Annotated in this window: 11 protein-coding genes; 9 read left to right on the forward strand and 2 right to left on the reverse strand. The window is 71.8% G+C overall.

Going from position 1 to position 12,938, the window contains the following annotated elements:
* The first annotated feature begins 111 nt into the window (after positions 1-111).
* Both IF19_RS0111515 and IF19_RS0111520 read left to right on the forward strand, forming a co-directional pair.
* Entirely contained in the window at positions 112-750 is a 639-nt protein-coding gene (locus IF19_RS0111515) for a vitamin K epoxide reductase family protein (RefSeq protein ID WP_030116255.1), read from the forward strand.
* A gap of 108 nt (positions 751-858) precedes the next feature.
* Positions 859-2,229, forward strand: a complete 1,371-nt coding sequence (locus IF19_RS0111520) for a replication-associated recombination protein A (RefSeq protein WP_030116256.1) — start codon at positions 859-861, stop codon at positions 2,227-2,229.
* A gap of 80 nt (positions 2,230-2,309) precedes the next feature.
* On the opposite strand, the gene IF19_RS0111525 is transcribed toward IF19_RS0111520, so the two are convergent.
* Positions 2,310-3,011 carry a DUF2470 domain-containing protein gene (locus tag IF19_RS0111525; RefSeq protein WP_030116257.1) on the reverse strand — a complete coding sequence of 234 codons (702 nt, stop codon included), beginning with the start codon at positions 3,009-3,011 and terminating at the stop codon, positions 2,310-2,312.
* A gap of 191 nt (positions 3,012-3,202) precedes the next feature.
* Here IF19_RS0111525 and rpsD point away from each other — a divergent pair, with 191 nt between their 5' ends.
* Complete coding sequence (rpsD, locus tag IF19_RS0111530; protein ID WP_003970343.1) at positions 3,203-3,817, forward strand: 30S ribosomal protein S4; 615 nt, start codon at positions 3,203-3,205, stop codon at positions 3,815-3,817.
* Between the two features lie 17 nt (positions 3,818-3,834).
* Here the strand turns inward: rpsD and IF19_RS0111535 are convergent, their stop codons facing one another.
* On the reverse strand, positions 3,835-6,063 hold the full coding sequence (locus IF19_RS0111535; protein ID WP_030277761.1) for an ATP-binding protein: 2,229 nt from the start codon (positions 6,061-6,063) through the stop codon (positions 3,835-3,837).
* A gap of 177 nt (positions 6,064-6,240) precedes the next feature.
* Between IF19_RS0111535 and IF19_RS0111540 the strand changes: the two genes are divergently transcribed.
* The 6 genes from IF19_RS0111540 (at position 6,241) to IF19_RS0111565 (ending at position 12,920) form a co-directional block, all read left to right on the forward strand.
* Positions 6,241-6,696, forward strand: a complete 456-nt coding sequence (locus IF19_RS0111540) for a DUF948 domain-containing protein (protein ID WP_030119943.1) — start codon at positions 6,241-6,243, stop codon at positions 6,694-6,696.
* A 7-nt stretch (positions 6,697-6,703) separates the two neighbouring features.
* Entirely contained in the window at positions 6,704-7,048 is a 345-nt protein-coding gene (locus IF19_RS0111545; RefSeq protein WP_030116261.1) for a DUF6167 family protein, read from the forward strand.
* Positions 7,048-9,717 carry an alanine--tRNA ligase gene (alaS, locus tag IF19_RS0111550; RefSeq protein ID WP_030277760.1) on the forward strand — a complete coding sequence of 890 codons (2,670 nt, stop codon included), beginning with the start codon at positions 7,048-7,050 and terminating at the stop codon, positions 9,715-9,717. The genes IF19_RS0111545 and alaS overlap by 1 nt, the downstream gene beginning before the upstream one ends.
* An 8-nt stretch (positions 9,718-9,725) precedes the next feature.
* Positions 9,726-10,199 (forward strand): Holliday junction resolvase RuvX, encoded by a 474-nt coding sequence (gene ruvX / locus IF19_RS0111555; RefSeq protein WP_030277759.1) that lies wholly within the window; start codon positions 9,726-9,728, stop codon positions 10,197-10,199.
* Between the two features lie 101 nt (positions 10,200-10,300).
* Positions 10,301-12,100, forward strand: coding sequence for an endolytic transglycosylase MltG (mltG, locus tag IF19_RS0111560; protein ID WP_030116265.1), 1,800 nt, complete (start codon positions 10,301-10,303; stop codon positions 12,098-12,100).
* Positions 12,087-12,920, forward strand: coding sequence for a shikimate dehydrogenase (locus IF19_RS0111565; protein WP_030116266.1), 834 nt, complete (start codon positions 12,087-12,089; stop codon positions 12,918-12,920). The genes mltG and IF19_RS0111565 overlap by 14 nt, the downstream gene beginning before the upstream one ends.
* Positions 12,921-12,938: the final 18 nt, after the last annotated feature.

The following is a 12,938-nucleotide window of genomic DNA, read 5'->3' on the forward strand; positions in this document are numbered from 1 at the left end:
GGCCGCAGGCGCTCATTGGCGTACGTCTTTATGTTCATCGAACGGCTGTTCCGGACGAGGGTGCGGCACAATGACCGTGCCCGGCTGACCACTCGGTGACGGAACGGCGATATGACGACTGCAGCGGTAGACCACGAGCTCTCCTCCGACCAGGACGAGGGCGGCGGCAAGCGCGCCTACGGGGCCGGCCGCGGTCTGGCCCTGCTCCTGGTGATCACCGGCGCGGCCGGACTGCTGGCCGCCTGGGTCATCACGATCGACAAGTTCAAGCTGCTGGAGGACCCCTCCTTCACCCCCGGGTGCAGCCTCAACCCCGTCGTCGCCTGCGGCAACATCATGAAGAGCGAGCAGGCGTCGGTGTTCGGGTTCCCCAACCCGATGCTGGGCCTGGTCACGTACGGCATGGTCATCGCGATCGGCATGGGGCTCCTCGCCGGCGCGCGCTACCGCGGCTGGTTCTGGCTCGGGCTGAACGCCGGGACGCTCTTCGGCGTCGGCTTCTGCACCTGGCTCCAGTACCAGTCGCTGTACAACATCAACTCGCTCTGCCTGTGGTGCTGTCTGGCCTGGGTCGCCACCATCGTCATGTTCTGCTACGTGACCACCCACAACGTCAAGAACCGCGTCCTTCCGGCCCCGGCCTGGCTGCGGAACGGGCTCACCGAGTTCCCCTGGGTGCTGCCGGTGCTGTGGATCGGGATCATCGGCATGCTGATCCTGACCCGCTGGTGGGACTTCTGGACCAGCTGAGCACCGCCCGGGTCTCCGGCAGCGGAAGCCGCCCACGAGAATCCGTGCGTGCTCCCGGTAGGCCGGGCGCCCCCGGCTGTGTCAGTGGGGTCGCTTAGGCTTCATGACGTGGAGCCCGACCTCTTTACCGCAGCCGCCGAAGACCGCCAGGAGAAGGACCCGACGAGCAGTCCTCTCGCCGTCCGGATGCGTCCGCGCACCCTCGACGAGGTGGTCGGCCAGCAGCACCTGCTGAAGCCGGGCTCGCCGCTGCGCCGCCTGGTCGGCGAGGGCGGCGGGGGTCCGGCCGGGGCGTCCTCCGTCATCCTCTGGGGCCCGCCCGGCACCGGCAAGACGACTCTGGCGTACGTGGTCAGCAAGGCCACCAACAAACGGTTCGTCGAGCTCTCCGCGATCACCGCGGGCGTCAAGGAGGTCCGGGCCGTCATCGAGGGCGCGCGGCGCGCGACCGGCGGATTCGGCAAGGAGACCGTCCTCTTCCTGGACGAGATCCACCGCTTCTCCAAGGCCCAGCAGGACTCCCTGCTCCCCGCCGTGGAGAACCGCTGGGTCACCCTCATCGCCGCCACCACGGAGAACCCGTACTTCTCGGTCATCTCGCCGCTGCTCTCGCGCTCCCTGCTGCTCACCCTGGAGCCGCTGACCGACGACGACCTGCGCTCGCTCCTGCGCCGGGCGCTCATCGAGGAGCGGGGGCTCGGCGGCGCGGTCACCCTGCCCGAGGACGCCGAGGCCCATCTGCTGCGGATCGCCGGCGGCGACGCGCGGAGGGCGCTCACCGCACTGGAGGCGGCGGCCGGTGCGGCCATCGCCACGGGGGAGGCGGAGATCACCCTGGAGACGGTCGAGGCGACCGTCGACCGCGCCGCGGTGAAGTACGACCGCGACGGCGACCAGCACTACGACGTGGCCAGCGCGCTCATCAAGTCGATCCGCGGCTCCGACGTGGACGCGGCCCTGCACTACCTGGCCCGGATGATCGAGGCGGGGGAGGACCCCCGGTTCATCGCCCGGCGGCTGATGATCTCGGCCAGCGAGGACATCGGGCTCGCGGACCCCACCGCGCTGCCGACGGCGGTGGCGGCGGCTCAGGCCGTCGCCATGATCGGCTTCCCGGAGGCGGCGCTCACCCTCAGCCACGCCACCATCGCGCTGGCCCTCGCCCCCAAGTCCAACGCGGCGACGATGGCGATCTCCGCCGCCCGGGACGATGTGCGCCGGGGGCTCGCCGGGCCGGTCCCGGCCCACCTGCGCGACGGTCACTACAAGGGCGCGGCCAAGCTCGGCCACGCCCAGGGGTACGTCTACCCGCACGACGTGCAGGGCGGCATCGCCGCCCAGCAGTACGCGCCGGACGCGGTCAGCGACCGGCAGTACTACACCCCCACGCGGTACGGCGCGGAGGCGCGGTACGCGGACGTCGTCGAGCGGGTGCGCGAGCGCCTCGGCCGCACGGGCGAGGACGCGGACCCGTCGTAGACCGGCTCAGGGGCCCGGCGCGGGGCCGCCGGGCCGTCGCGCGTCGCCCGGGGCCGGCCTCGCACCGGCCCGCGCGGGTGTCAGAGCGCGGCCGCCTCGAAGAGGGTGTGCATGGCACGGCGCAGCTCGGTGACGTCGCGCACCGGCTCGGGGAACTCGAAGCGGGCGTCGAAGCAGGAGTTCCGGTTCTCGATGAACCGGACCCGCAGCCCGAAGCGGTCCAGGGCGACCGGCACGGCCCGGGGCGGGTGGCCGCCGAAGGCGCCGGTGTCGCGCTCGCCCAGCAGTCCGCACAGGGTCCGCATCTGCTCGCCGTGGGAGGCGGCCAGATGCTGGAGCAGTTCCGTCTCGTGGACGACCAGCGGATCGGGGGCCGCGTCGCGGAAGTCCTCCGCCTCGATGTCCTCGGCGCCCCAGAGGTCGTCCACGTACGCCTCGCCGAACTCCAGGCGCAGCATCATCCGGCCGGGCTCGGCGATGCCGGGGACGGAGGTGAGCCAGCCGGAGATCCACGCACGGCCCCGGACGCGGTGCGGTACGGAGACCGGGGAGACGTCCGTGATCTCCAGCACGGCGGTCAGGTCGTCGCCCTGGGCGTGCGTCGCGGCCCGTACCGCCGGGGAATCCGCGGGGAATTCGAGGAACACGTCCCCCTCGGGGCCCACGCTCCGGCTGTCCGGGAGCAGCGGTTCCGCACCGGCCAGATCCAGCCCCGGTACGACCAGCAGTGCGGAGCAGGTACTCTGTACGAGAGTTCGTGTGCGTTCGGCTGCTGACGGCATCCGAGTGTTTTCTGGCCCGCTGGGACGCGGCTGACCACGATCTGATCGGCCTTCCGTCGTAGCAGCATCCTCCTCTGAGGTGCTGCCGCTGTCTGTGCTGTCCGTGACGTGAGTGGTGTTCCCAGGGCGAGACATGCGATCTCCTTGAGTAAGGTAAGCCTAACCTAACCTACAACGGAGGTCTGGAGAACGTGCCTAACCAGTCGCGTCCCAAGGTCAAGAAGTCGCGTGCCCTCGGCATCGCCCTGACGCCCAAGGCCGTCAAGTACTTCGAAGCGCGTCCGTACCCGCCGGGCGAGCACGGCCGTGGCCGCAAGCAGAACTCGGACTACAAGGTCCGTCTGCTGGAGAAGCAGCGCCTGCGTGCGCAGTACGACATCAGCGAGCGCCAGATGGCGCGCGCCTACGACCGCGCCAAGAAGGCCGAGGGCAAGACGGGCGAGGCGCTGGTCGTCGAGCTCGAGCGCCGCCTCGACGCCCTGGTCCTGCGTTCGGGTATCGCCCGCACCATCTACCAGGCCCGCCAGATGGTCGTCCACGGCCACATCGAGGTCAACGGCGGCAAGGTCGACAAGCCCTCCTTCCGCGTGCGCCCGGACGACATCGTCCAGGTCCGCGAGCGCAGCCGCTCCAAGGTCCCCTTCCAGGTGGCCCGCGAGGGTGGTTACGACACCGACGGTGAGACCCCGCGCTACCTCCAGGTGAACCTGAAGGCCCTGGCCTTCCGCCTGGACCGGGACCCGAACCGCAAGGAGATCCCGGTGATCTGCGACGAGCAGCTCGTCGTCGAGTACTACGCCCGCTGATCCAGGCGTAGCCGCTCTCACCAGCGCTCCGGCCCGCCCCTCCCCGTCAACCGGGAGGCGGCGGGCCTTCGCGTTCCCCCGGGGCCGGCCGCAGCGGGCCCGCCCGCGACCGGCCCGCCCGAGCCGGGCGCCGAAGGCGCCGACGCCGGGCCGCCGCCGGCCAGGGCCCGGTCCACGGCCGCGGCCGGATCCAGCCGGCGGCCCGCCCGCAGCCCCTCCTCGTACGCGGCGTTCCCCAGCGCCCCGCGCGCCTGCTTCTCGCACTCCGCCCGCGGCCGCCCGTAGAACACCGAGCCGAACAGCGGCAACCCCACCGACGGCCAGGCGACCTCCGCCGCGCCCTGGAGCACGGCGGCCTCCGCGGCGTCCCCCTCCACCGCCGTCACCAGGGCCAGAAGCTCCAGCGACAGCACCGTGCCCAGCAGGTCGTTGAACGTCCGGCCGATCGTCAGGCACTCCCCGAGCATCCGCCGCGCCCGCGCCGGCCGCCCCCGGTGCAGCGCCGCGTACGCCAGGACGTACAGCGCGTACGCCAGCGCCCACCGCTCCCCGTGGTCCTCGCAGGTCTCCCGGACCTCTTCGCAGATCGCCGCCGCCGCGTCCAGATCGCCCAGGAACGCCACCGCCATCGCCAGCTCGACCTGCGCCATCAGCACATTGCTGTTCAGCTCCCCGGCCTCGCGGTAGCGCCCCAGCGCCTCGCGCAGCAGGGCCTCGGCGCGCGGCATGTCGTCCGTCACGATCGCCAGGCATCCCGTGCGGTGCACCGCGTACGCCAGCGCCGTCGCGTTCCCGGAGTGCTCGGCCTCCTCCCGGCACTCCTGGAGCGCCGCGACCGCCGCGACCGCGTCGCCCTGGAGCACCGCCACGTAGCCCAGCACCCACAGCACCTTCAGCCGCGTCGCGTCGTGCGGGGCCGGCTCCTCCAGTACGTGCTCCAGCCAGTGCCGACCCTCGGACAGCCGCCCGCAGCCGACCCAGTAGAACCAGAGGGTGCCGGCCAGATAGCGCGCCAGATGCACCTCGTCGGGGTCCTCCAGCGAGGATTCCATGGCCCGGCGGAGGTTGGGCAGCTCGCCGTCGATCCGTGCCGCCACCTCCGCCTGCCGCGGGCTGAACCAGTCCAGCTCGCACCAGGTCGCGAGCCCCACGAACCAGTCCCGGTGCCGCCGCCGCAGCCGCCGGGCGTCCCCGGCCGCCGTGAGCCACCGCGCCCCGTACTCGCTCACCGTGTCCAGCATCCGGTAGCGCGCCCCGGCCGGGCCCTCCTCGCGCTCCACCACCGACTGGGCCAGCAGCTCGTCCAAGACGTCCAGCACCGAGTCCGCCGGCAGATCCGGCCCGCCGCAGATGTACTCGGCCGCCTCCAGATCGAACGACCCGGCGAAGACCGAGAGCCGCGCCCACAGCAGCCGCTGCTCGGGCGTGCACAGCTCATGGCTCCAGCCGATCGCCGTACGCAGCGTCCGGTGGCGGCCCGGCGCGCCCCGGTGGCCACCGGTCAGCAGCCGGAAGCGGTCGTCCAGCCGCAGCAGCACCTGCTCCACCGACAGGGCCCGCAGCCGTCCGGCAGCGAGCTCCAGCGCCAGCGGAATCCCGTCGAGGCGGTGGCAGAGCTCCCGCACGGTCCCCCGCTCGGCCTCCGTCGGCTCCCAGCCCGGCCGCACCCCCCGAGCCCGCTCCGTGAACAGCTCCACCGCGTCTCCGTCCCGCATCGGGGCCAGCGGGAACATCCGCTCCCCGGCCACCCGCAGCGGGCAGCGCCCGGCCGCGAGCACCTGGAGCCCGGGGGCCCGGCGCAGCAGCTCGGCCACCAGGCCCGCGCACGCCTCCACGAGGTGCTCGAAGCCGTCGATCACCAGCAGCGTCCGGCGCTCGCGGAGGTGCTCGACGAGGACCGCGCGCGGCGTCCGGCTGGTGTGGTCGGCCAACTCCAGGGCGTCGATCAGGGCGTGCTCCAGCAGGCCGGGATCGCGTACGGCGGACAGCTCGGCCATCAGGACCCCGTCGCAGTACCGTTTCTCCCGGAGCGCGGCGGCCCGGATGACGCACCGGGTCTTGCCCACGCCCGCCACCCCGACGACGGTGACGAGCCGGGCCTCCCGGTCCAGCAGCGCACCGATTCCGGCGAGTTCGTCCTCACGGCCCACGAAGGGGTTCAGCTCGGCGGGGAGGCCGCCGGGAGCCGGTGCGGGGCGGGCGTCCGGATCGCCGGGATTCGAAGAGGGGTCCTGCAGGCGTCGCATGAGACACGGAGCGTACTGGCTTGAAAGCTCTCCGTACAATCTCCTCGGACAACTCCCCGCCCACCCGCGGGGAATGCGGTAGGGGAGGGGACGCACGGCGCGATAGGCTCGACGGCGACAAGCCCCCGCTGGGGCCGATCGACAAGCAGAGGGCGGTGCACAGTGTCCGGTGGAGAGGTGGCCGGGATCATCGTGGCCGTCTTCTGGGCGATCCTGGTCTCGTTCCTCGCCGTCGTGCTGGTGAGGCTCGCCCAGACGCTCAGGGCGACCACCAAGCTCGTGGCGGACGTGACCGACCAGGCCGTTCCGCTGCTCGCCGACGCCTCGGCGACGGTGCGCTCCGCGCAGACCCAGCTGGACAAGGTCGACGCCATCGCGAGCGACGTCCAGGAGGTCACCTCCAACGCGTCCGCGCTCTCCACCACCGTCGCCTCCACGTTCGGCGGCCCCCTCGTCAAGGTCGCGGCCTTCGGCTACGGCGTACGTCAGGCGCTCGGCCGCCGCGGCGCCCCCGAACCGGAACCGGCGCGGGGGCGCGGCTCCGCCCGCCGTACGGTGATCGTCGGCCGGACCGTACCCTCGGCGCGCGAACGCAGGCGCGAACGCCGAAACGCCCGCGGACAGAAGGACTGATCGAGCGATGTTCCGCCGCACGTTCTGGTTCACCGCCGGCGCGGCCGCCGGTGTGTGGGCCACCGCCAAGGTCAACCGCAAGCTCAAGCAGCTCACCCCCGAGAGCCTCGCGGCGCAGGCCGCGGACAAGGCGATCGAGACGGGCCACCGCCTCAAGGACTTCGCCCTCGACGTCCGGGAGGGCATGGCCCGCCGCGAAGCCGAACTGGGCGACGCGCTCGGCCTGGAGGCCCCGGTCGACCAAGACCTCCCCGTCCAGCGGCACCGGGCCGTCGAGGCGGGCGGACCGCCCGCGCGCCCCGCCTACCGCACCCTTCCCTCCAACTCGAACAACCGGAATGAGGACCACTGATGGAGTCGGCCGAAATTCGCCGCCGCTGGCTGAGCTACTTCGAGGAGCACGGTCACACCGCCGTTCCCTCGGCGTCGCTCATCGCGGACGACCCGACTCTGCTGCTGGTCCCCGCGGGCATGGTCCCCTTCAAGCCGTACTTCCTCGGTGAGGCCAAGCCGCCCTCCCCGCGCGTCACCAGCGTGCAGAAGTGCGTGCGCACACCGGACATCGAAGAGGTCGGCAAGACCACCCGGCACGGCACCTTCTTCCAGATGTGCGGCAACTTCTCCTTCGGGGACTACTTCAAGGAGGGGGCCATCACCCTCGCCTGGGAGGTCCTGACGAAGTCCGTCGAGGAGGGCGGCTACGGCCTCGACCCGGAGAAGCTCTGGATCACGGTCTACCTCGACGACGACGAGGCCGAGGCCATCTGGCGCGACAAGATCGGCGTCCCCGCCGAGCGCATCCAGCGCCTGGGGATGGGGCCGAACTTCTGGTCCATGGGCGTGCCCGGCCCGTGCGGTCCGTGCTCGGAGATCAACTACGACCGCGGCCCCGAGTTCGGCGTCGAGGGCGGCCCGGCCGTCAACGACGAGCGCTACGTCGAGCTCTGGAACCTGGTCTTCATGCAGTACGAGCGCGGCCCCGGCGAGGGCAAGGAGGACTACCCGATCCTCGGGGAGCTGCCGTCGAAGAACATCGACACCGGTCTCGGCCTCGAACGCCTCGCGATGATCCTGCAGGGCGTGCAGAACATGTACGAGACCGACACCCTGCGCGTCGTCATGGACAAGGCCACCGAGCTGACCGGCATCCGCTACGGCGCCGAGAACGGCACGGACGTCTCCCTCCGCGTCGTCGCCGACCACATGCGCACGTCCGTGATGCTCATCGGTGACGGCGTCACCCCCGGCAACGAGGGCCGCGGCTACGTGCTGCGCCGCATCATGCGCCGCGCCATCCGCAACATGCGCCTCCTGGGCGCCACCGGGACGGTCGTCAAGGACCTCATCGACGTCGTGATCGACACGATGGGGCAGCAGTACCCGGAGCTGATCACCGAGCGCAAGCGCATCGAGGTGGTCGCCCTCGCCGAGGAGGCCGCCTTCCTCAAGGCCCTCAAGGGCGGCACCAACATCCTGGAGACCGCGGTCACCGAGACCAAGGCCGCCGGCGGCAAGGTCCTCGCCGGGGACAAGGCGTTCCTGCTCCACGACACCTGGGGCTTCCCGATCGACCTGACCCTGGAGATGGCCGCCGAGCAGGGGCTCTCCGTGGACGAGGACGGCTTCCGCCGCCTCATGCAGGAGCAGCGCGACAAGGCCAAGGCCGACGCCCGCGCCAAGAAGACCGGCCACGCCGACCTCTCCGCCTACCGCGAGGTCGCGGACACCTCCGGCGCCACCGAGTTCACCGGCTACACCAGCGTGGCCGGCGAGTCCACCATCGTCGGCCTGCTGGTCGACGGCGTGCCCTCGCCCGCCGCCACCGAGGGCGACGAGGTCGAGGTCGTCCTCGACCGCACCCCCTTCTACGCCGAGGGCGGCGGCCAGCTCGCCGACACCGGCCGCATCCGGCTCGACACCGGGGCCGTCATCGAGGTCCGCGACGTGCAGAAGCCGGTCCCGGGCGTCCACGTCCACAAGGGCGTCGTCCAGGTCGGCGAGGTGACGGTCGGGGCCCCCGTCTTCGCCTCGATCGACGCCACCCGCCGCCGCGCCATCGCCCGCGCCCACAGCGCCACGCACCTCACGCACCAGGCGCTGCGCGACGCGCTCGGCCCGACGGCCGCCCAGGCCGGGTCGGAGAACTCGCCGGGCCGCTTCCGCTTCGACTTCGGCTCGCCCGCCGCCGTCCCCGGCACGGTCCTCACCGACGTGGAGCAGCGGATCAACGAGGTCCTCTCGCGGGAGCTCGACGTCCAGGCCGAGGTCATGTCGATCGACGAGGCCAAGAAGCAGGGCGCCATCGCCGAGTTCGGCGAGAAGTACGGCGAGCGGGTCCGCGTCGTGACCATCGGCGACTTCTCCAAGGAGCTGTGCGGCGGCACGCACGTCCACAACACCGCCCAGCTGGGCCTGGTGAAGCTGCTCGGAGAGTCCTCCATCGGCTCCGGCGTGCGCCGCATCGAGGCCCTGGTCGGCGTGGACGCCTACAACTTCCTCGCCAAGGAGCACACGGTCGTCGCCCAGCTCCAGGAGCTGGTCAAGGGCCGTCCCGAGGAGCTGCCCGAGAAGATCGCGGGCATGCTCGGCAAGCTCAAGGACGCCGAGAAGGAGATCGAGAAGTTCCGCGCGGAGAAGGTCCTCGCGGCCGCCGCCGGACTCGTCGACTCGGCCAAGGACGTCCGCGGCGTCGCCCTGGTCACCGGCCAGGTCCCCGACGGCACCTCCGCCGACGACCTGCGCAAGCTGGTCCTGGACGTGCGGGGCCGCATCCAGGGCGGCCGCCCGGCCGTCGTGGCCCTGTTCACCACGGCCAACGGACGCCCGCTCACCGTCATCGCCACCAACCAGGCCGCCCGCGAGCGCGGCCTCAAGGCCGGTGACCTCGTGCGTACGGCCGCCAAGACCCTCGGCGGCGGTGGCGGCGGCAAGCCGGACGTCGCCCAGGGCGGCGGCACGAACCCGGCCGCCATCGGGGACGCCGTCGCCGCGGTCGAGCGCCTCGTCACCGAGACGGCGTGACGAGCGACATGACGCCGATGCGCCGGGGCCGACGGCTCGCCGTCGACGTCGGGGACGCCCGGATCGGGGTCGCCTCGTGCGACCCCGACGGGATCCTGGCCACGCCGGTGGAGACCGTGCCGGGACGTGACGTCCCGGCCGCCCACCGGCGGCTGCGCGCACTCGTCGAGGAGTACGAGCCGATCGAGGTCGTCCTCGGCCTGCCGCGCTCCCTCGGCGGCGGCGAGGGCCCGGCGGCCGCCAAGGTCCGGGCCTTCGCCCAGGAGTTCGCCCGCGCGATCGCACCCGTTCCGGTGCGGTTGGTGGACGAGAGGATGACCACAGTGACGGCCGCCCAGGGCATGCGCGCCTCGGGCGTGAAGTCCAAGAAGGGCCGGTCTGTCATCGACCAGGCTGCCGCTGTGGTGATCCTCCAGAACGCTCTGGAGTCCGAACGGGCGTCAGGCACCCCCCCCGGCGAGAGCGTCGAAGTGGTTGTCTGATCGCGATACGGTAACGTTCCGCGCGATGCGGCGGTGTTCGAACAAATCACCGCTCAGCCAAGCGAAGAGACGGAACATCGTCTCGCGGCTCTAGGGGATCGATGACTGAGTATGGCCGGGGCTCCGGCTCCGAACCGTGGCATCCCGAGGACCCCTTGTACGGGGACCAGGGATGGGAAGGCCGGCAGGCCGCCCACGGCCAGGGCCAGTACGGCGACCAGCAGCAGCCCTATCCGCAGGACCCGTACGCCCAGCAGTACCAGGACCAGCAGTACCAGCACCCGCAGTACGCGCCCCAGGAGCACCAGCAGCAGTACGCGCAGCAGTCCTACGACCAGCAGTCGTACGGCGTGCAGCACCAGAACCAGCAGTACGGGCAGCAGCCGCAGCAACAGCAGTACGGAACGCCCCAGCACGACCCGTATGCCCAGCAGCCGGGGCCCCAGCCGCAGTACGACGGCGGCTGGGACCCCGGACCGCAGGTGGGTGTGGCGTACGGGGCCGAGCCCCACGACCCGTACGCCCAGCAGCCCGGCGGCCACGAGGCGGCGCACGACTACTACGGCACGCCCGAGGCGTACCCCCCGCCGCAGCCCCCGGGCCGCCGCGCGGCCGAGCCCGAGCAGCGGCCGGAGCCGGAACAGCAGCCGTCCACCGACTGGGACCCGGACCAGCCGCAGGAGGAGACGCACCCCTTCTTCACCGGCGCCGACGAACCGGCCGGCCGGGAGCCGCGCGACGACGACGATGACCCCGACGACGACGGATCGCGCTCCTCGCGCCGCGACCGCGGCGGCAACGAGCGCCGGGGCGGCAAGGGCAAGAAGAAGAACCGCAGCGGCTGCGCCTGCCTGGTCGTCTCCGTCGTCCTGGTGGGCGGCCTCGGCGGCGTGGCGTACGTGGGCTACAGCTTCTGGCAGAAGCAGTTCGGCGCCCCGGCCGACTACGCGGGATCGGGCACCGGCGAACAGGTCGAAGTCGAGATCCCCGAAGGAGCTTTCGGGTACGACATCGCCAACATCCTGCGCAAGAAGGGCGTCATCAAGTCCTCGGACGCGTTCGTCGCGGCACAGAACGACAACCCGAAGGGCAAGTCGCTCCAGGCCGGGGTCTACCTCCTGAAGAAGGAGATGTCGGCGGCCAGCGCGATCACGCTCATGCTCGACCCGAAGAGCCAGAACGCGTTCGTGATCCCCGAGGGGACCCGTAACGCGAAGATCTACGAGCAGATCGACGCGCGGCTGAAGCTGGAGAAGGGCACCACGGCGAAGATCGCCAAGACCAAGGCGGAGTCCCTGGGCCTGCCCGACTGGGCCGACGACAACCCGGACATCAAGGACCCGCTGGAGGGCTTCCTCTACCCGGCGGCTTATCCGGTCGCCAAGGGGTCCAAGCCCGAGGACGCGCTGAAGCGCATGGTCACCCGGGCGAACAAGGAGTACGACAAGCTCGACCTGGAAGCCGTCGCCAAGAAGCACGATCTCGACGGGCCGTGGCAGGTCATCACGGTGGCGAGCCTGGTCCAGGTGGAGGGCAAGACCCACGACGACTTCCGGAAGATGGCCGAGGTGGTCTACAACCGCCTCAAGCCCACCAACACGGAGACCAACCAGCTCCTCCAGTTCGACTCCGCGTTCAACTATCTCAAGAAGCAGAGCAACATCAAGATCGGCGAGTCCGAGATCCTCAGCAACAAGGACCCGTACAACACCTACACGCAGAAGGGCCTCACACCGGGGCCCATCAGCAACCCCGGCGCCGACGCGCTGGGCGCCGCCCTCAACCCCACCACCGAGGGCTGGCTGTACTTCGTCGCGACGGACGGTCAGCACAAGACCGAGTTCGCCAAGACCTACGACGAGCACCTCAAGCTCAAGGAAAAGTTCGATGCCCTCGGTTGAGGCCCGCCGGGCCGCCGTCCTCGGCTCGCCCATCGCCCACTCCCTCTCCCCGGTCCTGCACCGCGCCGCCTACGCCGAACTCGGCCTGGAGTACTGGTCCTACGACCGGTTCGAGGTCGACGAGGCGGCGCTGCCCGGGTTCGTCGACGGGCTGGACGCCTCCTGGGCGGGGCTGTCCCTGACCATGCCGCTCAAGCGGGCGGTCATCCCGCTGCTCGACGAGATCAGCGCGACGGCCGCCTCCGTGGAGGCCGTCAACACGGTCGTGTTCACCGAGGACGGGGGCCGGGTCGGCGACAACACCGACATCCCCGGCATGATCGCCGCGCTGCGGGAGCGCGGCGTCGACAAGGTGGAGTCCGCCGCCGTCCTCGGCGCCGGAGCCACCGCGTCCTCCGCCCTGGCCGCGCTCGCCGCGGTCTGCGCGGGTCCGGTCACGGCGTACGTACGCAGCCCCGAGCGCGCCGCCGAGATGCGGGGCTGGGGCGAGCGGCTCGGGGTCGACGTCGTGACCGCCGACTGGGCGGACGGCGCCGAGGCGCTCGGCGCGCCGCTGGTCATCGCCACCACCCCGGCCGGCGCCACCGACGCCTTCACCGGCTCGGTCCCCGAGGCCCCGGGGATCCTCTTCGACGTGCTGTACGAGCCCTGGCCCACCGAGCTCGCGGCCGCCTGGTCCGCGCGCGGCGGAGCCGTGGTCGGCGGACTCGACCTCCTCGTGCACCAGGCCCTGCTCCAGGTCGAGCAGATGACGGGCCGGACCCCGGCGCCGCTGTCCGCCGTGCGGCACGCCGGGGAAGCGGCGCTCGCGGCCCGCTGACGGGTCCGCCCACCGGAC

The sequence above is a fragment of the Streptomyces californicus genome, from assembly GCF_000717645.1.
In the GTDB taxonomy this organism is placed as follows: Bacteria; Actinomycetota; Actinomycetes; order Streptomycetales; family Streptomycetaceae; genus Streptomyces; species Streptomyces californicus.

Coding starts and splice junctions, on each gene's coding strand:
- IF19_RS0111515 (WP_030116255.1), top strand. CDS start 112: ATGACGACTGCAGCGGTAGACCACGAGCTCTCCTCCGACCAGGACGAG.
- IF19_RS0111525 (WP_030116257.1), bottom strand. CDS start 3,011: ATGCCGTCAGCAGCCGAACGCACACGAACTCTCGTACAGAGTACCTGC.
- IF19_RS0111535 (WP_030277761.1), bottom strand. CDS start 6,063: ATGCGACGCCTGCAGGACCCCTCTTCGAATCCCGGCGATCCGGACGCC.
- IF19_RS0111545 (WP_030116261.1), top strand. CDS start 6,704: ATGTTCCGCCGCACGTTCTGGTTCACCGCCGGCGCGGCCGCCGGTGTG.
- alaS (WP_030277760.1), top strand. CDS start 7,048: ATGGAGTCGGCCGAAATTCGCCGCCGCTGGCTGAGCTACTTCGAGGAG.
- ruvX (WP_030277759.1), top strand. CDS start 9,726: ATGACGCCGATGCGCCGGGGCCGACGGCTCGCCGTCGACGTCGGGGAC.
- mltG (WP_030116265.1), top strand. CDS start 10,301: ATGACTGAGTATGGCCGGGGCTCCGGCTCCGAACCGTGGCATCCCGAG.
- IF19_RS0111565 (WP_030116266.1), top strand. CDS start 12,087: ATGCCCTCGGTTGAGGCCCGCCGGGCCGCCGTCCTCGGCTCGCCCATC.